Source organism: Natrinema gari JCM 14663 (genome assembly GCF_000337175.1).
Lineage (GTDB): Archaea > Halobacteriota > Halobacteria > Halobacteriales > Natrialbaceae > Natrinema > Natrinema gari.
Genome location: NZ_AOIJ01000051.1, coordinates 25259 through 51254, shown reverse-complemented (window position 1 = coordinate 51254; position 25996 = coordinate 25259). Strand labels below are relative to the sequence as shown.

General features: G+C 60.2%; 21 protein-coding genes. 13 read left to right on the top strand and 8 right to left on the bottom strand.

What is annotated here, in order from left to right:
• Nucleotides 1–7: 7 nt before the first annotated feature.
• The 5 genes from C486_RS10085 to C486_RS10065 form a co-directional block, all read right to left on the bottom strand.
• Nucleotides 8–2374 (bottom strand): DEAD/DEAH box helicase, encoded by a 2367-nt coding sequence (locus C486_RS10085; protein WP_008455738.1) that lies wholly within the window; start codon nucleotides 2372–2374, stop codon nucleotides 8–10.
• A gap of 53 nt (nucleotides 2375–2427) precedes the next feature.
• Entirely contained in the window at nucleotides 2428–3027 is a 600-nt protein-coding gene (locus C486_RS10080) for a hypothetical protein (RefSeq protein ID WP_008455736.1), read from the bottom strand.
• A 110-nt stretch (nucleotides 3028–3137) separates the two neighbouring features.
• Nucleotides 3138–3653, bottom strand: coding sequence for a PH domain-containing protein (locus C486_RS10075; RefSeq protein ID WP_008455734.1), 516 nt, complete (start codon nucleotides 3651–3653; stop codon nucleotides 3138–3140).
• A gap of 253 nt (nucleotides 3654–3906) precedes the next feature.
• Nucleotides 3907–7086: a type 2 lanthipeptide synthetase LanM family protein gene (locus C486_RS10070; RefSeq protein ID WP_049910399.1), complete on the bottom strand. Its 3180-nt coding sequence runs from the start codon at nucleotides 7084–7086 to the stop codon at nucleotides 3907–3909.
• Between the two features lie 568 nt (nucleotides 7087–7654).
• Nucleotides 7655–8923, bottom strand: a complete 1269-nt coding sequence (locus tag C486_RS10065; RefSeq protein ID WP_241432493.1) for an erythromycin esterase family protein — start codon at nucleotides 8921–8923, stop codon at nucleotides 7655–7657.
• Between the two features lie 320 nt (nucleotides 8924–9243).
• Between C486_RS10065 and C486_RS10060 the strand changes: the two genes are divergently transcribed.
• The 6 genes from C486_RS10060 to C486_RS10035 all read left to right on the top strand — a co-directional run bounded on the left by C486_RS10060 (nucleotide 9244) and on the right by C486_RS10035 (nucleotide 16269).
• Complete coding sequence (locus C486_RS10060) at nucleotides 9244–10326, top strand: ABC transporter ATP-binding protein (protein ID WP_014862555.1); 1083 nt, start codon at nucleotides 9244–9246, stop codon at nucleotides 10324–10326.
• 86 nt (nucleotides 10327–10412) lie between these two features.
• Nucleotides 10413–11171, top strand: coding sequence for an ABC transporter permease (locus C486_RS10055; protein WP_241432492.1), 759 nt, complete (start codon nucleotides 10413–10415; stop codon nucleotides 11169–11171).
• A 51-nt stretch (nucleotides 11172–11222) separates the two neighbouring features.
• On the top strand, nucleotides 11223–12269 hold the full coding sequence (gene lipA, locus C486_RS10050) for a lipoyl synthase (protein WP_228371044.1): 1047 nt from the start codon (nucleotides 11223–11225) through the stop codon (nucleotides 12267–12269).
• 242 nt (nucleotides 12270–12511) lie between these two features.
• A complete protein-coding gene (pdhA, locus tag C486_RS10045; RefSeq protein WP_008455716.1) occupies nucleotides 12512–13618 on the top strand; it encodes a pyruvate dehydrogenase (acetyl-transferring) E1 component subunit alpha in 1107 nt (368 codons plus the stop codon).
• Nucleotides 13619–13622: 4 nt separating this feature from the next.
• Nucleotides 13623–14612, top strand: coding sequence for an alpha-ketoacid dehydrogenase subunit beta (locus C486_RS10040; RefSeq protein WP_049910389.1), 990 nt, complete (start codon nucleotides 13623–13625; stop codon nucleotides 14610–14612).
• Nucleotide 14613: 1 nt separating this feature from the next.
• Nucleotides 14614–16269 carry a 2-oxo acid dehydrogenase subunit E2 gene (locus C486_RS10035; RefSeq protein WP_008455713.1) on the top strand — a complete coding sequence of 552 codons (1656 nt, stop codon included), beginning with the start codon at nucleotides 14614–14616 and terminating at the stop codon, nucleotides 16267–16269.
• A 62-nt stretch (nucleotides 16270–16331) separates the two neighbouring features.
• Here the strand turns inward: C486_RS10035 and C486_RS10030 are convergent, their stop codons facing one another.
• Nucleotides 16332–17573, bottom strand: coding sequence for a hypothetical protein (locus C486_RS10030; protein WP_008455711.1), 1242 nt, complete (start codon nucleotides 17571–17573; stop codon nucleotides 16332–16334).
• 329 nt (nucleotides 17574–17902) lie between these two features.
• On the opposite strand from C486_RS10030, the gene C486_RS10025 reads away from it, so the two are divergent.
• From C486_RS10025 to C486_RS10000, 7 genes are all read left to right on the top strand, one after another.
• The gene (locus C486_RS10025) at nucleotides 17903–19639 is read left to right on the top strand and encodes a phage tail sheath family protein (RefSeq protein WP_008455709.1); all 1737 of its coding nucleotides are present in this window, start codon (nucleotides 17903–17905) and stop codon (nucleotides 19637–19639) included.
• 54 nt (nucleotides 19640–19693) lie between these two features.
• Complete coding sequence (locus C486_RS10020) at nucleotides 19694–20152, top strand: phage tail protein (RefSeq protein WP_008455707.1); 459 nt, start codon at nucleotides 19694–19696, stop codon at nucleotides 20150–20152.
• Nucleotides 20149–20313, top strand: coding sequence for a hypothetical protein (locus C486_RS21680; RefSeq protein WP_169316576.1), 165 nt, complete (start codon nucleotides 20149–20151; stop codon nucleotides 20311–20313). The genes C486_RS10020 and C486_RS21680 overlap by 4 nt, the downstream gene beginning before the upstream one ends.
• Nucleotides 20310–20870, top strand: a complete 561-nt coding sequence (locus C486_RS10015; RefSeq protein ID WP_008455706.1) for a hypothetical protein — start codon at nucleotides 20310–20312, stop codon at nucleotides 20868–20870. Before C486_RS21680 ends, C486_RS10015 begins: the two co-directional genes overlap by 4 nt.
• Complete coding sequence (locus C486_RS10010) at nucleotides 20867–21124, top strand: DUF6760 family protein (RefSeq protein WP_169316577.1); 258 nt, start codon at nucleotides 20867–20869, stop codon at nucleotides 21122–21124. The genes C486_RS10015 and C486_RS10010 overlap by 4 nt, the downstream gene beginning before the upstream one ends.
• Before the next feature lie 48 nt (nucleotides 21125–21172).
• Nucleotides 21173–21628 (top strand): phage tail protein, encoded by a 456-nt coding sequence (locus C486_RS10005; RefSeq protein ID WP_008455700.1) that lies wholly within the window; start codon nucleotides 21173–21175, stop codon nucleotides 21626–21628.
• A 328-nt stretch (nucleotides 21629–21956) separates the two neighbouring features.
• On the top strand, nucleotides 21957–23087 hold the full coding sequence (locus C486_RS10000; protein ID WP_241432491.1) for a hypothetical protein: 1131 nt from the start codon (nucleotides 21957–21959) through the stop codon (nucleotides 23085–23087).
• Nucleotides 23088–23128: 41 nt separating this feature from the next.
• On the opposite strand, the gene C486_RS09995 is transcribed toward C486_RS10000, so the two are convergent.
• Both C486_RS09995 and C486_RS09990 read right to left on the bottom strand, forming a co-directional pair.
• The gene (locus C486_RS09995; protein ID WP_014862545.1) at nucleotides 23129–23740 is read right to left on the bottom strand and encodes a DUF4255 domain-containing protein; all 612 of its coding nucleotides are present in this window, start codon (nucleotides 23738–23740) and stop codon (nucleotides 23129–23131) included.
• Between the two features lie 132 nt (nucleotides 23741–23872).
• Complete coding sequence (locus C486_RS09990) at nucleotides 23873–25993, bottom strand: ATP-binding protein (protein ID WP_008455693.1); 2121 nt, start codon at nucleotides 25991–25993, stop codon at nucleotides 23873–23875.
• Between the last annotated feature and the right edge of the window lie 3 nt (nucleotides 25994–25996).

Sequence of the window (25996 nt, the reverse complement as noted above, 5' to 3'; positions counted from 1 at the left end):
TCGCGGCTCACTCGACCGCGACCGTTCGCGTCTCGGCGTGGGGAACCAGCGGGACCTCGGGGAACGCCACGCTGACGGTAAACTCGAGTTCGTCGGCATCGGCACCGAAGACGCCGACCGGGACGCGCTCCTCGTCGCGCAGATAGGTGCTCGTGCTCGTCATCTCGACGCCGTTGACCGTGACTCGAATTCCGGCGCGGCCGGGTTCGCCGACGTTTCGGACCGTCACCTCGCGGACCTCGTTCTCGCCGGTCGCGACGGTGTCGGGGAACTGTCCCCACTCGATCTCGAGCGCGGGCAGCGACTGAGCTCCCTCGTAGACGCGTTCGGCGATGCCGTCGGAGAGGCCGGCGTCGACGAGTCCCTCGACGCCTGCGTCGACGACATCGCCGGGGGTCGACAGTCCTTCCGTCGCGAGTTTGCTCGCGCGACCCGACGCGACGCCGTCGATGGCGGTCAGGCCGACCGCGTCCTCGGCGACGCCGTTCTCGATGCGGGCCTCGACCCGGCGTGCGAGGTTCGCGGCGTGTGGCCCGACGAATCGATCGAGGAAGGCTCCGAGCGCCGAGACCAGTCGCGTCGCGTTGCGGCGGATGACCCACGCGTCACTGCGGAGTTCCGACGGTGTCGTTCCGCTCGCCGCACTGCGGAGGATCGCGAGCACCTTCCGCTGGCCGGCTTCGAGGTCGTCGGTGTTCTCGCCGACGAGGACCGCGTTGATCGCGTCGCGTTCGTCCTGCCGAGCCGAGACCGAATCGAACTCGGCGGCGGTCGCGACCACCTCGAGAACGTCGCCGGTCGTCAACTCGTCGCCCTCGTCAGCATCGCCGCCGACACGGTCACACAGCGCCGCGAAGCGGGCCGCCGTATCGAGTCGGAGGTAGTACTTCGATGTCAACACGCCCCGCGGCGTGGCCTCGATCGAAAGCTCCGCGCCGGTCTCGACGAACCCGCGTTCGACCAGCCCCTCGAGACAGTCCCGGACCCGCTGTCGCAGGTTCGGAAAGTCGTAGTCGTCGGGTCTCGACTGGCCGCGGACGTAGTAGAAGGTCGTCTCGAGCCAGTCCATGACGTCCTCGAGATCGGTGATCGTCCCCATCGCGATTTCGGCGTTGAGGTGGGTCTCCAAACTCTCCGCGAGTCGCGATTCGATCTCCTTGCCGTCGCGGAGCAGTCGTCGGTACTTGTCGGCCTCGGCCGAATCCGAGATCACCCAGCCGTAGCCGATGTCGTCGTACCCCGGGCGGCCGGCGCGGCCGAGCATCTGGAGCACGTCCAGCGGACTCATATCGACTTCGCCCTCGAGCGGGTCGTGGTGTTTCGTATCCCGGATCACCACACAGCGAGCGGGCAGGTTGACGCCCCAGGCGAGCGTCGAGGTCGAAAAGAGCAGTTCGATGTGACCCGCTTTGAACCACTCCTCGACGAGGTCGCGGTCGTTCTTCGAGAGTCCCGCGTGGTGGAAGGCGACGCCGTCGAGCACCGACTTGCGGAGCGTGGCGTCGTCGAGGTCCGTCGAGTCGGTGTGGAAATCGTAGTCGCCGCGAGCGCCCATCGGGATGTCGCGCTCCGCGATCTCGTCTCGGGCCTTCTTGGCGGCCTGGACGGTATCCTGCCGCGAGGAGACGAAGACCAGCGCCTGGCCGTCCTCCCGAAGGTGTGGTTCCGCGAGGTCCAGCGCTCGGTAGAGGCGACGGTACTTGTCCGCAAAGGAGTTGTCGCCGTGGGTGTAGGTCTTGACGCCGGCGTTGAGTTCGACCGGCCGGTACTCCTCGCCGAACTCGAAGGTCGTCTCCTCTGGTGCGTCGAGCCACGCCGCCACGTCGTCGATGTTCGGCATCGTCGCCGAGAGCGCGACGATCCGAGGCTCACAGAGCCGACGCAGGCGGGAAATGGTTACCTCGAGTACCGATCCCCGTCGGTCGGCGTCGAGCAGATGGACTTCGTCGATCACGCAGACATCGATGTCAGTGACGAAGTCGTACCGTCGCGAATCGTGTTTGCGGGTCGCCGAGTCGAGTTTCTCGGGGGTCATCACGAGGATGTCCGCGCGTCGCGCGCGACGAGGGTTGAGATCGCGCTCGCCGGTGACGACGTAGACCGAGTAGTCGAGGGCTTCGAACCGGTCCCAGTCGTCTTCCTTCTCGTTGGTCAGGGCTCGCATCGGGGCGATAAACAGCGCCGTGCCGCCGTCGGCGAGCGCCTTACAGATCGCCAGTTCCGCCAGCGCCGTCTTCCCCGAGGCCGTGGGCGCGCTCGCGACCACGTTCTCCTCGGACTCGAGCAGTGCGGGCAGTGCCTCGCGTTGCATCCGGTTGAACTCCTCGAAGGCAAACGCGTCAGCGAACTCGGGGAGAACCTCGGCGACCTCCATCACACGGAAACGGGGGGTGCCGGGTCAAAGGCGTTTCCTTCGAGTCGCAGTAGCTACCGTCCGTTGATGACAGTGGCGATCGCAGCCCCGACGGTGGCGAACACCAGCGGATAGAGGATCCCGCCGAGTACGATCGCGGGCAGGAGCGTTGGCCCGATCGATCTGGTCGTCTCTATTCCAAAAAAGGACGCTTCGGTGTTGGCTTCTGCGACGACCGCGCCGAGGCCGAGCACCACGGCGTACCCGATCGTTACCGGAGCACCAGCCATGACGGCATCGCCGAGATCAGTAGTCTCCCATCGTACGGCCAGAAACGCACCGACTGCGAACAGCACTAGCGGTGGGAGCACGTACAACACGTCGGCGCTTGCGCTGTTCGACTCGGCGATGAGGTTGAGGATACCAGTTGCACCGATCGAACCGGCCTGTCCGGTAGCCTCGATATCGACCATGTGGGCTTCGTAGAAGTACCAGGCAACTCCCTTCCAATTGGCGAATTCGCCGTCGAGGTTCTGGCGAACTTCGGCACCGATCAGCAAATATGTGAGGAGGTACCCGATTGCGGCGGCAAAGACACCGAGCCCCGCACTCGCCGCAACGCTCGAGCCACGCGGGATCGGTCCTCCGTCGGACGGTGTCGGTTTCGTAGCCATTGTGTACCCGCAGGAAGTCAGTTGGTCTAATGGGTCTTGTGGTCCCTCCACTTGTGGCCTTCCGGACTCGCTCGGCGGGCGGCGCGAGTCGACGGCCCCGTTCGTCTCCGTCAGACGGCCGATCCGTCGGTCGTGACGGTCTCGAGTTGGTCGCTGAGTCGGCTGCTGGCCCGGTCGGGCTGGGGGACCCGTTCGAAGACCAGTTCCGGATCGCCCGAGCCGGCGGTGTAGACGGTCAGATCGCCGTAGCCCAGCAGGCGACCGAGTCCGGACTGGGACAGGCTGATGTTCTGGACGCGCTCGAGGCGAAACTGGGTGACGTCCCGCGAGATGATCCCCCGCTTCTTGTAGAGTTCGGCGGAGGTGATGACGTAGCGGGTGTTCGTCCAGACGAGATAGCGGGCGAACGCGAGCACCGTGCCAGTGCCCGTTACGAGGACGCCGATGAGCGTCAGGAGGCCGACGCCGTCGGCCCCGCTCCAGCCGATGACGAGGAAGCCGGCGAGCGCGAGCCCGACCCCGACCGGCAGCTTCGACCCCATCGCGACCGGGTGGGGACGGCTCTCCCAGACGATATCCTCGTCGTCGCTGATGTGGAACCAGTCGGGTGTCGAGCCGAAGGCCATCGGGCCCGCCTATTCCGTACCCGTCCGTAAAGCTACCGGGGAACGGACCGGTTACCTGTGATCCCGACACGGCTGGCGGCTGTACTGATCTCGTATGTCCTCCCTGTACTAATCTTCACAGAGACGATCTCAGGTGGATAGTGATTGACTGTGTCTGACTGCTGATATTTACCGATGCGACGATGTTCGTCTCGTGATTGATTGGGTCCTCTGATCGAAACGAATTATCCGTTCCCAACGTGTAGATACGGTTTCACTCAAGGAGCAGTACGGACGGTAGTAAATCGGGGTATTTCAGCCGAAGTAGCGTATACGCGACTCCGGAAAGCCCGTGGAAGAACGTCGGATTTTTGAATGTGTTTGAATGTCCGGGTAATGAAAGAAGTCCATTCCGATCGCGATGTTCAAGCCCCCAACTTGCCATCGCGATTGCGGCAGATCGGTCGATGGTACCACAACGCGAGCCAACAAGCAATGCCTCAGCACGGCCGAAATTACCACAACAAACGTTGTCATTAATCGCTGGGCCCGCAGCTACTGTTTCTGTTAGCGCCTCGTTCGCCACGGACTGCAACTCACTGTTAGTACGCATATCTCCAATTTTCAACCGAGCAAGTGCCATCCCTGTTCGGCCGTGGCACCACTTATCATCATAGCTTCGATCGTGATGTGATTTCGCCCAATTGTTTCGGCTTGGATCGTAGAGTGTCGATTCGAAGTCGAGCCCTTCCTTAGCGGCGGTGGTGTACTGGGAGTCGCCAGTCTTCGACGCGAGTCGAGTAAGTGCGTACGCAATTCCACTCATGCCGTGTGAAAACCCAGTGATCGGCGGTGACTTACCGTCCGTTTTCCACACCTCGTATCCGTTCACGTCGACACGGCTCTCGAGTAACTGGTCTCCACACCGTATCGCCTGCTCGAGCACACGTTCCTCTCCAAATCGATCATGATACGCGAGTAATCCGAGGAGGGTTCCGGCGGCCCCCTCTATAATGTCAAAACTATCGTCGTACTCCAAGTGCGTCGCAGTGAGTGCGGTACTCGCTTTCGATGCTGCCGATCGATACGTTTCGTCATCCGTTAGTTCGGCAATAACGGAGAGCGTGTAGACAACGGATCCGATACCTAGCATACCACCGAGCCCAGCGGTAAATTCGTCGTCGTTGACCCTCTCGACTAGAGGTTCAATCACATCTGCAGTAACCCGCCTGTAGCGGTCTTTTCCCGTCACTCTGTACAGTGCTGCCGCGGTGAGTGCAATTCCGCCTCGGCCATGGTAGAGTGAGGGATCCGTCGGGACGAGCTTTAGACCCGTCTTTGTAGGAGCAATCGATATCCAACTCGTATCCTCTCCTGGCTCGATCGACGACGTGATCACTTCGTCGAACAACTTGACTGCCCTTTCTTCCAATTCACGACTGGCTGGTTCTCCGTCCGCCGTTACTGTCGGTTTCGTCGCTTCGGGAGCGGTCGATCGAGACAATACATCCGAACCGACCGCATTCGTGCCGAATGCGTACTGTATCAACCAGATCTGTTGCTGTCTGTCCGCTGAGCACATTGCGTCGACTCGCTGCTGGCAACACTCATACCCGGACGTTTCGACTGTAACATCGAGTGGCTTCTGATCGTGATAGAGCGTTTTTTTCTTAGGACGAGATGCAAACCGGGGGATGTCGCGACGGCGAAGAGCTCGTCGTTCTGCCGCATACAGCGGCCAATAGTCGTTTGATTCGATCAGCCCGTTGAAAAATGGAGCAGTGAGCTTCTCGAACTCTATGGATAACCAGACTCCATCCTGAAGTGGCTTCCGGGAAGCAGTTTCCTCGAGTATGGTACCATATCGCCGTGTGGCTCTGTATACGAGACGGTTTTCGACCCCATCGAGGAGTTCTGCAGAGAGAATGTTGCCGAAAAAGCGGTCCTCCTGATGTAACGACTGGATCGCCTCATATGTCTCGGAGAAGCCACGGGTGATCGCCCCAAGATGTTCCTGAGGTGGATGGTCGTCTCCTCCACTGCTCGGCGTGTTTCTACTGAGATCGCTTTTCGAACGTTCCTCTACGACCGACATCACGTCGGTGTTTATCCCATCGATGACTCGGTACGTTCTAGAATCGATCTCCACCTTCTCGCTTCTATTCCCTAATCCGGCGATAGACCCGGCGAACCCGTCATCGACTGACTCGTCTGGCTCCCCGACAGACCACGGCGGGAGTAGCGTGAGTAGTACCGACTGATGGACGAATGCGGAAATCTCTGTGGGAGACGGTCGACTGTTTGGATCGATGTGTGGATGAAAGACTGTTTCTCCGTCGAGTATCGTGGGCTGATCACCTGCCGTGATGAGGTTCTCGTACTGGCAGTCACTGAGATTGAGTGTATAAGCAACGCACATTAGCATACCAGCCCGTTCGTAGTAGCGAGTGGCAGCCTCCTCGTCGGGTAGATCATCGTATTCCACTGGCTCCATCCACCCGTATTGATTTCGTAAAATATATTTTGGTTTATTGAATACGGGAATCGATAGATAATCGCTCAATCGCTCGAGTACCGTGTACACTACGTCCCCACCGCTGACATCTCGTGGTTTATAAATCACTTCGGACGATTCGAATATCACACGAATCGGAACACGTCCTCTGGCATGTGCATCATCGGATAACGGAACTAGCTTGGAAAGTTCGCCGCCAGCATCAAACTCCCTATGTAACGCCGGTCGATCGGCTTCGACTCGACAGCAGACCTCTGTCACTGCGCTGACCCAGTTAGTAATAATTCCGACAATTTGTCGACCGAGTACTGGATACTCTATGTAGAGATCCTTCAATCCGTTTTCGAATATGTTGTCGATAAACCGTTCGTAGTACTCTGTGGGTGGGTCTTCAAACTCGTCTGGATCTGCTGCTGCCAAATCGGGGTCGTGATACTCGACAAAACTTTTGAATTCCACGTAGAGCGGACGGACACAGACGTTCCCCAGCCGGGCAATGAGTTGATCCGTCATCGCAGAGATGCTATTTTCGGGGACGATTTCCGGTAGTTGTTCACGGGCATATTCCGCGATCACTGCGAACACGTCCGCAAACGCCGTACTCTCCGGTACCTGAGACAGTTCTTCAGACGACCTATCGGCTACATATCGAACCAGGTTTTCGATTTCGTCAATCCATTCGGGTACTGGTTCGCTCTCAGGCCAGTGAGTCGCTGTAACTTGCTCACGAACGCTTTCCTCGTTGATGTCGTCTTGTTCGAAACGAGCTCGAAACGCGTCTTCATCGGGGTAGAGTTCTTGCCATTTGTTCAGGATTTCATCGGCGTCAACTGAAGGCTCCTTTTTTCGTTCGTTCGGTGGGCCTTCTAGCCGCTCGTGGATTGTTCGCGCCTGTCCTGCAAGTTCGTACTTTTCGTCTCGTGTAAATACGGATTCCATCTTCCTTTAGGTGTAGTTGCGGGATACCGGCGGACTGCGGTCAATAAACACTTAGCAAATCCGGCTTGGTGTGCTATCGGTCTCCATACACTGACGATGGCTGAAATAAAGTAGCCCGTCCGTGTGATCGTGGCGTGCAGATCCACCGATCAGCTCGTTGTGTCACAGCACGGAAGGTGTTTCGACGCCGTGTTACACGGCAGGTGTTTGGACGCAGTGTTGCAGGGGAGGACACACGAGGCCGTGCCTGTGTTCATACTAGCGGTGTCTAGTTCTTCAGCTCCCTCTCCATCGAAATCGGCGTCGTGCTTGTCTTTCGTTGCTCCATTCTCGACATCGCGGTCAATTCCAATCGACATCGCATTTCAGAATGATTGCTGGAAATTAATAAATATTTGGGGGTGAGAGACATTAATAAATTAGGTAAAGAACCATATATAGATACACTCAGATACTAATTTACAGTCGACTTCTATTTTCTCGCCAGATTGGGTCCTCGAAAGGAGTGGAGAATGAGATATCCACTTCTCCTTTGGACACGTTTGAGCGACCGTTCGTCAGCCGCGAATTACTGATCGAGCGGTCTTGTATTCGTAACTTCGTCGAGATAGCAGACGATATCGAACGCTTCGGTGTAGTCGTACTCGACGAGGTGACGTTCCGGATTCTGCGAATCATACATTGCCCCGACAGAGAAGTGGTTCTGTGTTTCGTCGAACGACTCCGCGACGGTTTTGTTACTCATCGCTGCAGTGTCTACTATTGCACAGGAGAGGTCGAGAGCAGCGAACATCGCGTCGATCGTGTCCGGTATCGGTTCCTCTAGAGTCACCGTCTCTGGCCTTCCCCGTCGATCGGCTGTTGTTGTCGGTTTTCGAAACGCCCGAAAGCTACCGTGTCCAAACGAAAACCCGAGCGCAAGGTAGTCGTCTCCGTGGCGATCATCGAGATAACTGCCAAGCGAGTCGGGCAAGTTTTCACCTTCACAGCCGGGTTGTCCTACTCGATTGATGTGGGCATCGTGCCCCCAGATTGCTATTCGGTTGGAGCTTTCAAACTCCAAAATCCAGTCGACGATATCCGCCATCGTCCGGTCACGAACGTCGAGACTGGCCTCGGTACTGTTGGATAGATCACGAGACTCTTCTGGATTGCACGTCGCCCGTTTTTGATCGATAGAATGTTCGATGACGGCGACGTATTGGCAGGCCAGCTCCCAGGAACGACGGGACGACGCTGTAATATACGCATCTTTGTTTCGTTGCAATCCGTCTCGAATCTCTCCTAAAACCTCGTCTGCTGCACCGATCCGGTTCCCACAGTGTTCATCATACTTCGCGGGAAGTCGTTCGTCTCCGAGGGTTTCGAGTTCTTCTCGGACCGTCCCAAGGAATTCCGGATCTACGGTTGCGAGGTAGTCGGCGAGTCTATCGACGGTCCCTTGGTTGAGCTGTGCATCGATACCGTAGAGTCGGACACGGTCCTGCACTGGTCTGTCCGTATTGAACGATCGTAGCCACTCGATCAATTCGAGAACGGAATGCACGTTCCACGTCCAAAAGTAGAGATCGTTGATTAGTTCACGGGGATTTCCAGTCCCGTAGACGACGTACTCGTTTAGGTCTAGCACCGCAGAAAAGTGCGCCTCGAGTCCGAGCAGGCGAATATCAAGCTCAGTAATCAAGTACCGTAACAATCGGTGTTTCAGCTGAAAGAACTCTCTACTTCCGTGTGTCGCTTCCCCGAGACCAATAATTCGAGTATCTCCGAATACGTCTCGAAGTGGACGGAGATCATCGAGACTCGCCTCGGGATCAACTGTCTCGAGTGTCCACACATTTTTTCCTCCACTTTCGGACAACTGTCGAGTCGAAGGCGAATCTTCACCACTATCCGGTGGTGTTTTTTTCGTCTCGTCTCTTTCCGGTAAGCCGTAATCTGTCATCGCGACCAATACTATTTCGTATTATTCCACATATAATAATATCTTTGTCTGTATTATATTTACAAGCTCTGTTGATGGGAACGGCTAACTCTTTTTAGTCGGCTAGGCGCGCAGAACGTACAATCCGTGGACGATGTCTCTACCAACAGTTTCCAAAATTGCTCCAGTCAAGAATTAAGTACCCCCGTTATTTTAGAAAGCAATGAAGGGAAATGGCTGAACCGAATCCGCTATCGAACGAAACAGAAAGCGATGACTCGGTAAACCCCGAGAGATCGTTTCGCGCCGAGAGACCAGCTATTACTGTTGAGCAGTTGTCGAAATCGTACGGTGATATTCAAGCTGTCGATGATGTCAGCTTTCAGATCGAACGAGGAACAGTGGTAGGGCTATTAGGTCCGAACGGGGCCGGAAAAACAACGACGATCAAATGCTTGCTGGGACTTATCATTCCATCCTCGGGTACGATCCAAGTCGGAGATATCGACGTTCGATCCAACCCCAAACGAGCCTATCGACGAATCGGCGCGACATTGGAGGGCTCTCGGAATGCATACTGGCGGCTTACTGTTCTCGAAAATATGAGCTTCTTCTCCGCATTAGCTGGCAATGATCCTCGGAACCAGCGTGAGTACCACAGGAACTTGTTGTCTACATTCGACATCGAAGACAAAGCCGACACAGTCGTTCGGGAGCTATCTAGGGGACAGAAACAGAAGGTCTCGCTTGCGTGTGCACTCGCTCGAGAAGCTGCATTCTTGTTTTTGGACGAACCAACGCTTGGACTCGATGTCGAAAGCTCACTCGAACTCCGAACGGAACTTCGGCGACTCGCTGAAGACAACGAGACGACCGTCCTGATCTCGAGTCACGACATGGATGTCGTCGAAGATATCTGCGACCGCGTTATTATTATGGATGATGGGGGAATCATAAAAGATGATTATGTAGAAAACCTCCTGAGTATATTTAATACTCAGCGGTACAAGGTTACGGTACTTGGAACGCTATCTCGACAGTTCCGAAACAGTCTTCGATCGTCCTACAGCGCTGACAACTTCACGTCTGAAACGGGACGGACGAGGTTCGAGGCGAGCGTTACCAGTGATAACTTTTATCGATTTATCGAAACGATCCGTGAAGCGAACGTACAAATCGCGTCTATTGATACAATCGATTCGGATTTAGAATACGTATTCTTAGAAGCGACGGAAAATGCAGACCGATCCACGTCTGGAGAACCGGCCGGAACCGCGGAACCGCGCCGGGCCGGGAATAGTGGTGGGAAGCAGTGAGTAACACGTCGGACCAACCGATGGAGCCATCGAAAGAGAACTCTTCGGAACCCGCTGGATATCATGTTCTTCTTCGAACGATGGTGATGAAACAACTTCTCCTCCTTGTTAGATATCGCGTCAATTTCATCATCCAGATAGTAAGTATGTACTTGTTTTTCGCAGTGATTTTCTTTGGAGGAAAAGCAGTTGCGCGAAATATTGGCGGTGGTGCTGTCGGCGCACTTTCCTCGACCTTCGATGGGCTTATTGTTGGTTGGTTTCTCTGGACGATGGCCCAATCAGCGTACTCTGGTCTTCAGGGAGAAATCACATCGGAGTCGATGCGAGGCACACTGGAACACCTCTATTTGTCACCATATGGTTTTGGTTCGGTGATGTGCCTTAAGATTATCGTGAACGTATTGTTGAGTTTCTTTTGGGGTGCGGTAATGCTAGTATCGATGATGGTAACAACACAGATCTGGTTGACAGTCGATCTACTCACAATCCTTCCGATAATCATTTTTTCTCTTATGTCTGTTATCGGTATCGGGTTTGGGATCGCTGGTTTGGCGCTTATATACAAGAAAGTCGGTAGTATATCTAATCTCATGCAGTTTGGTTTAGTGGGACTTATCGCCGCTCCAGTGACCGGTATTTCGCTACTCCGATTTTTGCCGCTCGCACAGGGGTCGGCTATGTTGCAGATGGCGATGCAGGAGGGGGTTGCCCTCTGGGATTACTCTCTTCGTAATATCGCACTACTCGTTGGAACTGGTATTTTCTATTTCGTCCTGGGATATCTATTATTCATCTACTGTGCGACGATCGCTCGGAAGCGGGGTGTCATGGGTCATTACTGAGTCTGTACTAGCAGTACGAAATTTGGCCCCGAAGCGACACATGACGTTGACATCGTTCGTCCGAACGACCGTGACACCGCGACCACAACGATTTTTCACCGTACAGACCGATATCGGGATATGAGCCGCACGCGCAAGCCCGACTGGCTGAAAAGTCGGCCACCGTCCGGGCAGGAGTTCGCCGGCATCCGAGAGACGCTGCGGGAGCACGACCTCCACACCGTCTGCGAGGAGGCCAACTGCCCGAACCTGGGCGAGTGCTGGTCGGGTCGTTCGGAGACCGACGGCGACGATGGCTCGGACGACCGCGGCGGCACGGCCACCTTCATGCTAATGGGAGACCGCTGCTCTCGAGCCTGCAATTTCTGTGATGTCCGGACGGGTGGTATGGAGGCGCTCGATCCCGACGAACCGGAAAACGTCGCCGATGCCGTCGCCGAGATCGGCCTCGACTACGTCGTCCTCACCAGCGTCGACCGCGACGACCTCCCGGAGCAGGGCGCGGGCCACTTCGCCCAGACGATCCGCGAGATCAAAGCCCGCCACCCCGGCATCCTCGTCGAGGTCCTGATTCCGGACTTTCAGGGCGAACCACGACTCGTCCGGAAGATCATCGACGCCGAACCCGACGTGATCGCGCACAACGTCGAGACCGTCGAGCGCCTGCAGTTCCCGGTCCGAGACCGGCGGGCGGGTTACGAGCAGTCCCTGTCGGTGCTCGAGCAGGTCGAGCGGGAAAGCGACATTTACACCAAGACCTCGATCATGCTCGGCCACGGCGAGTACGACCACGAGGTCTACCAGACCTTGGCGGACCTGCGCGAGCGCGGCGTCGACATCGTCACCCTGGGACAGTATCTGCGCCCCTCGCGGGATCACCTCAAGGTTCGGCGCTACGACCACCCGGACAAGTACGAGACGTGGCGGCGCGTCGCCGAGGAGGAGTTGGGCTTCCTGTACTGTGCCAGCGGCCCGATGGTGCGGTCGTCGTACAAGGCCGGCGAACTGTTCGTCGATGCCGTTCTGCGGGAGGGGAAGAGCGTCGCAGCGGCGAGAGCCGACGCGCGCCGAACGGAGCCCAGACAGACCGAGTCCTGAGCCGATCGCCGAGTCGCGCGTGCGACCGAACTGTGGGTTCGTCCAGTCTCCTCCGACAGCCGAGTGGGGAATTGGACAAATACAAATAAATAGACATCTAAACTCATCTATGTCCGTCCTCGACCGCCGTCGTACAGAGATTTTTCGAGCGGAGGGCAAGAATATCACTGATAGTAAACTATTTGGGAAACTCCTTTACCCTGAGCGATAGTTACACCGAGTATGTACAGGTGGGTCTTCCCGTGAGTACGTTACAGCGCGATCCGCAGGAACGAGTACAGATCCTTGACGACGCCGGCCGTGTCCGAGAGGACGCCGAGGTACCCGACCTCTCCGAGGACCAACTCGTCGAGATGTACGAACAGATGCGGCTCGTCCGTCGCTTCGACGAACGAGCCGTCAGCCTTCAGCGACAAGGGCGGATGGGGACCTATCCGCCACTATCGGGGCAGGAAGGCGCACAGATCGGCAGTGCTCATGCCCTGACCGACGACGACTGGGTCTTCCCCAGTTACCGCGAACACGGCGTCGGGCTGGTCCGGGGACTGTCCTTGGAGCGGACCCTGCTCTACTGGATGGGCCACGAGCAAGGCAACTACATCCCCGAGGACGTCAACATGTTCTCGGTCGCCGTTCCCATCGCAACCCAGATCCCGCACGCGACCGGCGCGGCCTGGGCCTCGAAACTGCGAGACGAGGAGAAGGCGTTCATCTGTTACTTCGGCGACGGAGCCACCTCGGAAGGGGACTTCCACGAAGGACTGAACTTCGCTGGCGTCTTCGACACGCCGAACGTCTTCTTCTGTAACAACAACCAGTGGGCGATTTCGGTCCCTCGCGAGCGCCAGACCGCAAGCGCCACGCTGGCCCAGAAGGCTACCGCCTACGGCTTCGAGGGCGTGCAGGTCGACGGTATGGATCCGCTCGCTGTGTACAAGGTCACCAAGGAAGCCGTCGAGAAGGCCAAAAACCCCGGCGCGGACGAACTGCGGCCGACGCTGATCGAAGCGGTCCAGTACCGGTTCGGGGCACACACCACGGCCGACGACCCGTCGGTCTACCGCACCGACGAGGAGGTCGAACGCTGGAAGCAGAAGGACCCCATCCCGCGCCTCGAGACGTATCTCCGATCGACCGGCATCCTCGACGACGAGCGAGTCGACACGATCGAATCGCGGATCGAGGAGGCAGTCGCCGACGCCATCGACGCCGCGGAGTCGGTCGAACGACCCGACCCCGAGGAGATCTTCGCGCACGTGTACGAGGGGATGCCGCGACGGCTACAACGACAACTCGAGTACTTCGAGTCGGTTCGTGAGAAGCACGGCGACGACGTGCTCTTGGAGTGATATCATGGCAGCAGAATCAGAGAACCTTACGCTGGTACAGGCGGTACGGGACGGATTACACACCGAAATGGAACGTGACGACGATGTCGTCGTCATGGGGGAGGACGTCGGCAAGAACGGCGGCGTCTTTCGCGCGACCGAGGGGCTCCACGACGAGTTCGGGGATAACCGGGTCGTCGACACACCGCTTGCGGAGTCGGGAATCATCGGGACGGCCATCGGGATGGCCGCCTACGGGATGCGGCCAGTTCCCGAGATTCAGTTCTTGGGATTCATCTACCCCGGATTCGATCAGATCGTTTCGCACGCGGCACGCCTGCGGACGCGCTCGCGCGGGCAGTACACGTGTCCGATGGTCATCCGTGCCCCCTACGGCGGCGGAATTCGCGCGCCGGAACACCACTCAGAGTCGAGCGAAGCGATGTTCGCCCACCAGCCCGGGCTCAAGGTCGTCATTCCGTCGACTCCATACGACACGAAGGGGCTGTTGACCAGCGCGATCCGCAGTCCGGATCCGGTGGTCTTCCTCGAGCCGAAACTCATCTATCGAGCGTTCCGCGAAGAGGTGCCGGCGGAATCGTACGAGGTCCCGATCGGCGAAGCGGCCGTCCGTCGCGAGGGGACCGATATCTCGGTCTACACCTGGGGCGCGATGACCCGGCCGACGCTCGAGGCCGCCGAGTCCCTCGCCGACGAGGGGATCGACGCGGAGGTCGTCGACCTCCGAACGGTCTCGCCCCTCGACGAGGAGACGATCGTCGAGTCCTTCGAGAAGACCGGCCGCGCGGCGGTCGTCCACGAGGCCCCGAAGACAGGCGGACTGGGGGCGGAAATCGCCGCCACCCTGCAGGAGGAGGCACTCCTGTATCAGGAAGCGCCGGTCGAGCGCATCACGGGCTTTGATACGCCGTTCCCGCTGTACGCGCTCGAGGACTACTACCTGCCCGAACCGGCGCGCATCGAAGACGGAATTCGAGACGCGGTGGAGTTCTAACATGGTCAGGGAGTTCGAACTACCGGATGTCGGCGAAGGTGTTGCGGAGGGCGAACTGGTCTCGTGGCTGGTCGCGGAAGGCGACACGGTCACGGAGGACAAACCGGTTGCCGAGGTCGAGACTGACAAGGCGCTCGTGGAGGTTCCCGCACCGGTCGACGGCACCGTCCGCGAGTTACACGTCGAGGAGGGTGACATCGTCCCGGTCGGGACGGTTATCATCTCGTTCGACGTCGATGGCGAGGACTCGAGTGCCACGGAAGCGGGCGGCGACGCCGCGAGCGAGGGCGACGTAGCCCAAGAGCCCACCGAACCGGACCGAGCGGAGACGAGCGACTCCGCCGGCGACCCCGGCGCGACTGGGGCCGACACCGAGTCGGTCGCACCGCCCGACGATCGTGTCTTCGCGCCCCCGCGCGTTCGCCGCATGGCTCGCGAGCAGGGGATCGACCTCTCGACGATCCAGGGGAGCGGCCCCGGCGGACGGATCACTGCGGCCGACGTGCAGGCAGCAACCGGCGGCGAGGCCGCCGACGAATCGGCGCAGGGCCAGTCAGGGACGCCCGAATCGGCGTCCGGTGGGGCGGCATCCGGACGGGCAGACTCGAGCGACGCGAGTGCAGGTGCCGGTACCGCCGCGGAAGCGCCCACGGAACGGGCGACTGGGGCCTCGAGTCCCCAGCAATCGGAGGCGCCGGCAGGGATCGAGTCGGCGGACCGCGACACGACCCTCGCCGCACCCGCGACCCGTCGAATCGCCGCGGAGGAGGGCGTCGACATCGACGCCGTCCCGGCGACGGAGGAGCGCGATGGCGAGGCGTTCGTCACCCCCGAAGCGGTCCGGGAGTACGCCGACCTCCAGCGCCAAGCGCAGGAAGCCGACGCCGAGGCGGTCGCCTCCGGCGACCCGGTCGGAACGACAGGTGCCGGCTTTGCCGAGGGCGAGCGCGAACGCCGCGAGTCGTTCCGGGGCGTTCGCAAACGGATCGCCGACGCGATGGTCGAGTCGAAGTATAGTGCCCCGCACGTCACTCACCACGACGAGGTCGACGTCACCGAACTCGTCGCGGTCCGGTCGGACCTCAAACCGCGCGCCGAGGAGCGCGGGATCCGGCTGACCTATATGCCGTTCATCATGAAAGCCGTCATCGCGGCGCTGAAAGAACACCCCGAGATGAACGCGGTCATCGACGAGGAAAACGAGGAGATCGTCTACCGCGATTACTACAACATCGGGGTCGCGACCGCGACCGATGTCGGGCTGATGGTGCCGGTCGTCGACGACGCGGACCGGAAGGGGCTACTCCAACTCTCCTCGGAAATGAACGAACTCGTCCAGAAAGCCCGTGATCGAACGATCGGGCCCGACGAACTTCGCGGGTCGACGTTTACGATCACCAACATCGGCGGGATCGGCGGCGAGTACGCCACGCCGATCCTCAACTATCCCGAAGCGGGAATCCTCGCGGTCGGCGAGATCAAGCGCAAGCCCCGCGTCGTCACCGACGAGACCGGGGCCGAATCGATCGAGCCCCGTTCGGTGATGACCCTGTCGCTGTCGTTCGACCACCGACTGATCGACGGTGCCGTCGGCGCACAGTTCACGAATACGGTCATGGAATACCTCGAGAACCCGAGCCTCCTCCTGCTCGAGTAACGCGAGGACCATGCGCCCGATCGGTCCCCTTGTGGGGACCGTGACAGGCTCGCCGACCGACGCTATTCGTCCGGGACGATCTCAACGAGTACTTCAAGCGAGTCCGCGGCCTCACACACCCGGTCTTGCGCTTCGGCCAATTCGAGGACGGAGTCGTCGGCTTCGAGAGCCGCCTGTAACTCGGAGACGGACTCGAGGTACCGTTCGAGGCTCCTTTCGGTCGTCGCACCCTCGAGATCGTCGCCGAGCGCGATGAGATGCTCGAGGACCTGCTGCAAGTGGTGCCGGTAGGCCTCCTCGTTTTCACAGATACGCTCGCCGTCAGCACGCGAGATCGCGGCGATCTCGCGGGCGAGTCGTCCCCCTTCGCTCGTCTGTTGCTCGATACGATCGGCCAACGCGTCGAAGAACCGCGCCCGATCCTTGAGCGTCTTGCGCATGATATACCGGGTTAGCGCCGTCTGGTCCCGCTTGAGCCCGCCCAGTTCCGTCTCGAGGGCGTCGAGCCGATCGTTGATCGCCCCGATATCGTCCGGGATATCAGGTGGTTCCCGTTCGATCGGCGTCCGGTGTGGATTCTCGGTGTCCGTAATATGATCGATCATCGCCTCGAAGAGCAACTCGTGGTCGTAGGCGAACTCCCGCGGGGCCGAATCGTCCACTTCCGTCCAGACGCCGTCGGGCGTCCGTTCGAAGGATCCGAGGAACACCGCCGTGTCCGCGTCGGACGGAACCGACGATCGATGCTCGTCGTGATAGCGTTTCAGAAGCTGTTCCCGTACTGTTTCGGCGTCCGTATCCGTCTCGACGGACGGCACGTCGACGTCGCGGAACCGACTTCCATCATCGGTCGCCTCTTGATATGCGAGCTCGAAGACTTCGACGATACGGTTCGATGTCGATTCCGCGTCGACGGCATCGTCCGTGTTCGGGACGGGAACGGTTTCCATCGAGACCTCGTCGTACTGGATCGAGAGCGAAATCTCCTCCGACGACGGACGAGGAAGCGATTTCGTCGTCACCTGCTCGACGACGATCGGACGACCGCGTCCGTCCAGCGCTAACCCCGGTTCGATCGTCACCTCGAGCCCGTCGTCGGTTTCGTTGATCGACCGGACCGCGAGTCCGTGGACGATCCCGCTGCCGACCACGAACCGGGCGAGCGTGTGCAGTCGCTCGGCGTGATACTCCTGGTCCGCTTCCATATCGCGGGGCGTCATCAGCTTTCCGCTGAAGAACCGATTCTTCCGGAACTGCGATAGACCGCCCCTCTCCCCGTCACTGTGGTCCGGATCCTGGGCCATGGCGTAGTGAGTGTTGTTTATTGCGCCGGTATTCCATTTAATTATGTCTATTTAGCGAGGTCGGGTGCCAAGCGAGCGTCGATGTCGCTGTGACCGGCTGCCAACTGTGGCCCGAATTCAGCCCGTTTTCGTCATGCGGTATTACACTATTTCGGCGTTATGAAGGGGCTAATACTCGGCAATTTAGATTTCTAAATGACAGTACCAATCTAGAGAATCGAATAATATTTTGGTCCGTCCCTGATCACGGAGTTAGCCGATGGATAAGTTTTATACTATCTGATTGTAAATACAGGACTGCTACCCGGGCAACTGGAGGAGCGAAATAAATGCCAGAATACCTATCACCAGGCGTCTATGTCGAAGAGGTCGACAGCGGAACCAAATCCGTCGAAGGAGTCAGCACTAGCACTGCCGGCTTCCTCGGTGAAACGGAACGGGGTCCCGTCGAACCGAAGCTCGTAACGAGCTTTTCAGAATTCAAACGAACGTTCGGCTCGAGTCCACAGTCCTCTGATCTGGACGTTGCCGTGGACGGATTCTTCAAAAACGGCGGGAGCCGCTGTTACGTCGGTCGCGTCACAGCCGCCGAACCGACTGATGTCGCGACGACGACCCTCGTCGACGAGGATCGAACCGATGTCCTCTCCGTCGAGGCAACCGGACCGGGCGCGTGGGGGTGTTCCATCGCCGCGATCGTCGAGGACGGGCCGCTGTACGAGGAGGGGGAGAACGAGTATTTCAAACTGACGCTGCGATACTGGTCGTGCGATATCGAGGAGGTCAGTAAGCCGGCTTCCGATCAGCCCGACCCGGCTCCCGACATCGAAGAGGTCTACGAGGACATGTCAGCGGATCCCGAATCCAGCCAGTTCTACGAGAAACAGATTCCGGGGTCCGTCCTCGTGGATCTCGAACAGCTGGATGCCGGACGACCCGCCGAGGGTCTCTCCTGGCTGTCGCGCGAGGTCCCCGACGAGTACTCCGACGGCGGCCTGGTTCAACTCGACGCCGAATCCGAGACCGCTGCCTACGTTCCGGAAGAGCTCGAAGACCGGGAGTACAGCGAACTGCAGGGGATCGCCAAACCGTTCGATATCGACGCCACGCAGTCTCGAGAAGACCTTCTGGAGGATCTCGAAAAGGTCCAGTCCGGCGAGAAGGAAGTCGAGGTCGACGTCGTCTCGGATCTGTCGTCGAAGCCCCGGAGCGAGGACGTCTCTCTCAGCGATTACGAGGGAATCAACAAGCCTGGGATGCGAACGGGCCTCGCGGCCTTCAGGGAACTCGACGGCGTCTCCCTGATGTGTGTCCCCGACCACAACGACATTGAGGGGCTGACCGACGCACTCGTCGCCCACTGTGAGAACATGGGCGAGCGGTTCGCGATCCTGCAGGCACCGCAGAACGCGGGTTCGATTTCGGATATCGAGACGCCGGTCGACTCCTCGTACGCCGCCTACTACTATCCGTGGATCGAGACGAAGGATCCGTTCACCAACCGGAAGAAACTCGTGCCACCGGGTGGCCATATCACCGGCATCTTCGCTCGAAGCGACGCGGAACACGGCGTTCACAAGGCACCGGCGAACGAAGTCGTGCGCGGGATTCTTGGCGTCCAGCACAACATCACGAAGGGTGAGCAGGACATCCTCAACCCGAAGGGAGTCAACTGTATCCGAAGCTTCCAGGGTCGGGGCATCCGGCTGTGGGGCGCACGGACCACCTCCAGTGACCCGTCCTGGAAGTACGTGAACGTGCGACGACTGTTCCTCTACATCGAACAGTCGATCGACGAGGGGACTCAGTGGGCGGTTTTCGAACCGAACGACGAGGACCTGTGGGCCCGCGTACGCCAGTCCGCTGAGAACTTCCTGACGACGGTGTGGCGAGACGGCGGTCTCCAGGGGAGCACCGCCGACGAGGCGTTCTACGTCAAGTGCGGTGAGGAGACGATGACGCAGGACGACATCGACAACGGTCGACTCATCGTCGAAATCGGCGTCGCACCGGTCAAACCGGCCGAGTTCGTCGTCTTCAGAATCAGCCAGGACACCGGCGAATAACGCCCCCGACATCGCATCTGACGATCAACCAATCTTTACGCAACCACTACGATAATGCCAGACTCACACGGACCACTCAGACAAACCGAATTCAAGGTCGAACTCGACGGCGTCGGCATTCCCGGATTCGTCGAGGTCGAACTGCCAGCGATGCGAACCGAGCAGGTCGAATACCGCGAAGGGAACGATCCATCGCACAACCGAAAACTCTGGGGGGATACCCAGTACGACGACCTCATCCTCGTTCGGGGTGCAAACGAGAAAAACAAGGAACTCTACAACTGGCGGAAGTCCGTCGATCAGGGGAAGATGGACGACGGCGGCCGGAAGAACATCGCCGTCATCATCATGAACGAGGTCGGCGACTCGGTGCTTCGCTTCGAGTTCACGAAGGCGTGGATCAAGGAGTACCGCCCGCCGACGCTCAACTCCCACGGTGGTGGCGGTCAGGGCAACCTCGCTACCGAAGAGTACGTCATCACCTTCGACGAGATGGAACGGAAGAACGTATGACACGACTGTCGGGTTCGTCTCCGGAGGCGTTCACCGTTCCCCGTCATCGGTTCGACGATGACTGGCGCGTCGACGACGAGGGCGTCCTTCACACCGGTGAGTCCGTCCCGTTCGCCGACCGCGTCGTCGTCGCTTGCGACAGCGGAGGCCATCGACCATGACTGGTGGGACGCTCCAGACCGAGTTCGAGTTCACCCTCCCACAGGGCTACGTCGACGACCAGGGGACACTCCACAAGGAGGGGCGAATGCGACTCGCCACGGCGGCCGACGAGATCAAGCCGCTGCAAAACCCCCGCGTCCAATCGAACTCCTCGTATCTGACCATCGTCTTGCTCTCGCGGGTCATCACCGAACTCGGCGACCTCGAGACGATCGATGCAAGCGTTATCGAGGAGTTGTTCGTTACGGACCTCGAGTACCTGCAGGCGTTGTACGAACGGATCAACAATCAGGGAATAAACGCCGTCGAGACGGCCTGTCCCGAGTGCGGTGAGCCGTTCGAAATCAACGCGGAAAACGGGTCTCACGTGACGACCGACCGAGCGGCCGGCGGCATGGAGTCCGCCGGGGTCGACGCCGGTCCGGTCAGTACCGGCGGAGACCTCGGCGGGGTTGGGGCGGCCGAATCGCCCGGCTTCGAGGCCGCTGACATGCGGACGGCAAGCACCGAATCCACCGAAAGCGAGGAGCCCGAGTCGGGAAATCCAGCGGAATAGTCCGGCTATACGAGCCGGACCGCCTCTACGAGGAGGTCGCGTTCGTGGCCTACCATTTCGGGTGGAGCCACGACGAGGTGTTGAACATGCCGCACTGGGAACGGCAGCGCTGGTGTACGGAGATCAGCGGGATCAACGACCGAATGAACGACTCGCAATCCGATCGGTCCCGTGGCCGTCGACGCGGTCGCGATCGGGGACGTGACGATGCCGGCGGCGGTATCGTACTCCGAAACCCACCGGATTCCGAGTAACCATGGCATCTGTGAGTCAGATGCCGTCATAACCGCAGTATTGAGACGATGGCATCATACACAACGGAAGACGATCCCTACGCACAGTACAACTTCGAGGTCGAGGTAGACGGCGAAACAGTCGCCGGATTCGCCGAGGTCGCTGGGATAACGATGGAGTTAGAAACCGTCCAGTACCGCGAGGGCGGCGTCAACGATCACGTACACCAGTTACCCGGCCAGTTCGCGCACGCGAACCTCGTCCTCCAGCGGGGATTGACGACGAATACGGCTTTCTGGGACTGGATCCAGACGGTCATGAGCGGGACGATCTCTCGAAAGAACATCGTCGTCAAAGTGAAAGACGGGTTTCAGGGACAGAGCCAGTGGGGATGGGAGTTCGCGAACGCGTATCCGACGAAATGGTCGGGTCCGGATCTGGCGAGCAACGAACGCGGCATGGCGATCGAATCCATCGAGTTGGCATACGAGCGGTTCTCGAAGATGTCGGGAATGCCGGAATGAACCTCGCGATCGCGAGCGGGCAGGAAGCGTGGACCGAACCTGACATTCGATGATCGATCACGCGGGCCAAGCCGCTGTCCCACGTGCTCGTAGCGATCGACTGGCCGTCGCCCGGTCGATGTCGAGCGATGACCGGTCGGGTGCCGCTCTCGGATCCCGGCTCTCGTTTCCCACGGTTACCCTTACGTTTTAATAGGATCTAACAAACATCATACAATAAATATGGCTCAGAGAACGGAAACAAAATCGACCGAACGGATAACGTACAGTCCGGTCTCGGACGGCCGACAGCCGGCCGTTCCCGACCGAAAACGGGTGACCCGGTGACATGAGACGCATCGCATCGAAGGTCACGAAGACGGCTCGAAAACAACTCTCACCGGTTATTCGACCATTGATGGCGGCGCTGATCGTCGCCTTGCTCGTCACCGCGGTGGCCGTCGTGACGGGGCTTGTCGACTACGTTCCCCAGTCGTCGGTTCCCGTGACGGGCTGGGTGATCTCGTCACGAGTCCTCCTGCTGGTGACGGTGTTCGTCCTCGTTGCACTCGCCTATGCCGGGTACAAACTGTACCGAAACTACGAGGACGCGATCACGGAGCAGTGGAGTCGGCTCTCGATCTGGGCGCAGGCGACCATCGCTGGCGGGAGTTGTGGCGCAGTGGTCGCGGTCGGACTCGGCATCGCCGCCGTCGCCGGTCCGGTTCCGCTCTCGCTCGTCCTCGCCGGTTCGCTGATCGCGTGGCCGGTCGCGACCGTGCTGACGCTCCGCAAGCGCCGCGAACCCGACGCGGACGATGCGTCGCCGTCCGCGTTCCAGTCGGTGCTCATCAAAGCCGGCTATGCCCAGGTCAAACTCCTCCAGACGCGGACGCTGGCCGGTATCGTCGGTTTCGCCGGTGCCGTCCTCGGCAGTCTCGGAATCCGCACGCTGATCGCGTGGCTCCCCTGGTTCGACGGGACGCTCACGCATCTCCAGACGACTCTGCTGGCCGGCTTCCTGTGGCTAGTTGCGACGATCCTCGTCTACAACCGCTATGAGTCCGGAATCAGCGACCGGACCGATCTCAGAATCGTCGGCGTCTCGAGCCCGGAGTCACGCCCCGGCCGCGAACTGATGATCAAAAACGACGGCGTCGCTCCCGTCGAACTGGCGCAGGCGAAGATCCGCGATACGAAACGTGATCTCTATCAGTTCGACTCGGAGATGACACTCGAGCCCGGCGAGCGCCGTCCCTTCGAGGTCCCGGAGGCGTTCCTCCTCGAGTCCAACGAGGCGGCGATGGACCTGCCGCTCGGATACACGCTCAAGCAGGGCCGGGAGCACCCGATCGTCTACACGCGGACCGGCAAGCAATTCGTTCTCAAGGGCGGCAACGACGCGGCGGACCGCGATCCGACTCGGTCATCCAATCCGTCAGCGATCGGGTTGAGCGCCGACCCGACGCCACAGGAGTAGCCGACGGTCCCGGGACGGCGTCATCCACTCGCCGAGCGCGATCACAGCCGCTCGGGCTCGTCGGGTCGTCGGGAAAGATCGGTCTCGCGTTCGTCGATTCGCGTAACCGACTCCTCGTTCGTCGACTGGACCAGTACCGGACTGACCTCGAACGTCACTGAGGGGTGGTAGGTCGCGTCACCGAATCGGGCCCAGAGGTTCGTCAGTTGGTCGAGCGGTTCGGACGTGACCGTTATCGAGAGGCGGCGTTCCTGGTCGAGGCCGGCCGCACACGCGTCGGGCTCGAGTCGCGAGTTGTCGTGTAGGAGTTGGATGGCCAACCCGAGCGTCCGCTGTTGGGCGAGCGTTCCCGTGGCCTGTTCCCCCTCGTCGTCCATCGGATAGGCGGTCAGCAAGTACTGTAACGAGAGTGGGAGCGGCGGATCGCGTTTCGTCGATTGGACGATCTCGGGCGCGGCGGCCCCGGCTTTTTCGTCGCGCGTGACGTGATACAGGAACAGTCCGAGCCGGACTCCCGAATCGGCGTCGACCGTCTCGGGCGAGGTCAGGGCGACATCGCTGCGTGAGAACGAGACGTTTCGGCGCTGTTCGATCTGTGTCTGGAACAGTTCCAATATCGTCTCGCTGACCGCGGCAACGGCGGTGAAGGTCACGATTGCCACCTCGTGACTGGAGCCCGGACTCGTCGCGTTCGATTCGGCGGCCGGGCTCGAGCCGGATCGGCGCTGGCTGTCGAACGGGGTGGTACTGTCGGATCGGTCGGCGATACTGTAAGCATCAGTTGATCACTCCAAGCGGAGGTGGTCGTCGTACGGTTCGAACTGCGGGGGCTGGAGCAGACGGCCGGTCTTCTCGTACTCGAGTTGCACTGCACGGACGATGTGGGCCATCCCGATTTCGTCGTCGTCGCCGGCCGCGAGGATCGCGGCCGTCTGGCCGATTGTTTTGATGCGGCCGCCGGTGAACTCGAACGACGAGAGGAACTCGTAGTCGATGTCGCACGTGGGCGCGTCCGCGGGGAAGACGTGCTTCCAGATGCGTTCGCGGGTCGCTTCGTGGGGCATTTCGAAGGTGACCGTGTGGTCGATCCGGCGCGTAAACGCCGAGTCGATGTTCGAGGCGTAGTTGGTAGTCATGAGGATCACGCCATCGTAGGCCTCGACCCGCTGGAGCAGGTAGTTGACCTCGACGTTGGCGTAGCGGTCGGTCGCACTCGAGACCTGCGAGCGGTCCCCGAAGACGGCGTCAGCCTCGTCGAACAGCAGGATCGCGTTCGAGTGTTCGGCTTCCTCGAAGATCCGCTCTAGGTTCTCTTCCGTCTCGCCGATGTACTTCGAGACGACGCTCGAGAGGTCGATCTTGTAGAGGTCCATCCCGACGTCGTTGGCCAGGATCTCGGCGGCCATCGTCTTCCCCGTCCCCGAATCGCCTTTGAACAGGGCGACGACACCCGTGCCGCGACTGAACTGCTCCTCGAAGCCCCAGTCGCCGTAAATCCGGCCCTGATGGCGGACGTGGTCACACACCAACTCGAGTTTCCGCATGGTGTCGTCTCGCAACTGGATGTCGTCCCAGTCGCTGTCGGGCTCGAGTTGCTGGGCGAGTTCGTCCAGCCCATCGGCGGACTGGGCGCGACAGCCCTCATAGACATCGTCGGCAGTGATCTCGTCGCCACCAGCAAGCGACCGCGCCGTCGACAGCGCCGCTTCGAGCTGGCCGTGCGTGAGTTCGAACGTCCCCGCCAGTACCTCGGGGTCGAGGTCCTCGGGGAGATCGTCGGCGTGGGCGGTCCAGAACCGTCGGCGGAGCGCCAGCGACGACCGGGGGAACTCGAGGATGGCGTCGATTTCCGTGTCCATGACCGCCGAGGGCGTCCAGGCCGCCACACCGGTGACGAAGAGATCGATCTCGACGTCCGCGAAGCGGTCCAACACGGCCTCGAGCGACCGCTCACGCTCGCGGGCGTCGAACGTGGCCGCCCCGGCCCCGGTCAACTGCAGCGGTTTCCCGAGCAGTGTCGCCTCGCGGACGAGCGCATCGAGCGCGCCGGCATCGAGGACCGCCTCGAGGTCGGCCCGCAGGTACTCCTCGGCCGAGCAGACGGCCTCGAGAGCGCGGTGCTTCTCGGTTCCGTCGGGGCCGGAGAAATAAAACCGCCGGCCCGTCCCGTCGACCGGAAGCGACGCGAGCCGGGCAGTGAGGTCGTCGTCGATCACGAGGTCGTCGACGCCGAGCGTGGGATCGATCTCGCGCGTTTCCAGCGCCGCTGCGTCGCCGGCCGCGTGTCGACCGAGCGTCGTCTCGAGTGCGGGATCGAGGCCGTCGTAGCCCTTGAGGTAGTCGACGATGCGGTCGTCGACGACGTACTGCCGGCCGCGTTCGGTGGCGACCCCGTCGGGAGGCGAGACGACCTCGAGCAGGCCGTGTCGCCGGAGCGGGGACTCGCTGGCCACCAGCGCGCCCGCGGCGAGCCGTTCCTCGGGCGTCCGGCTGAACAGTCGCTCGAGGAGGACGACCGTCAGCCTCGAGCAGAGCCTATTCTCCTGTAGTCGTTCGTACTGTGCGGTATAGGACGTATCGAGCCGCGGTGCAAGCGCCAGCAAGAGAGCATCGAGGTGTCGGCGCGACAGATCGAAGCGATCCGCGAGTACGCGCAACCGCAACGTCGCGTCCCCAGTCGCCACACAGTTGCGCTCGATTTCGTCAGTCAACTCACCGATCCGCTCTCGATCCCGTTCGGGAAGCGCCAGCGGCAATCCGCTCGGCTCGGCCGCAAGCGTCGCAGCATCCGTCGTCGGCGATTCGTCCCGCAGGACCGGGTTCTCCGTGTCTTCGGCGGCCTCGAGGATGGCGTCGATGCGGTCGAGTTCGGCGAGGAGGTGTTCCTGCGTCGTGGCGTACCTCATTGG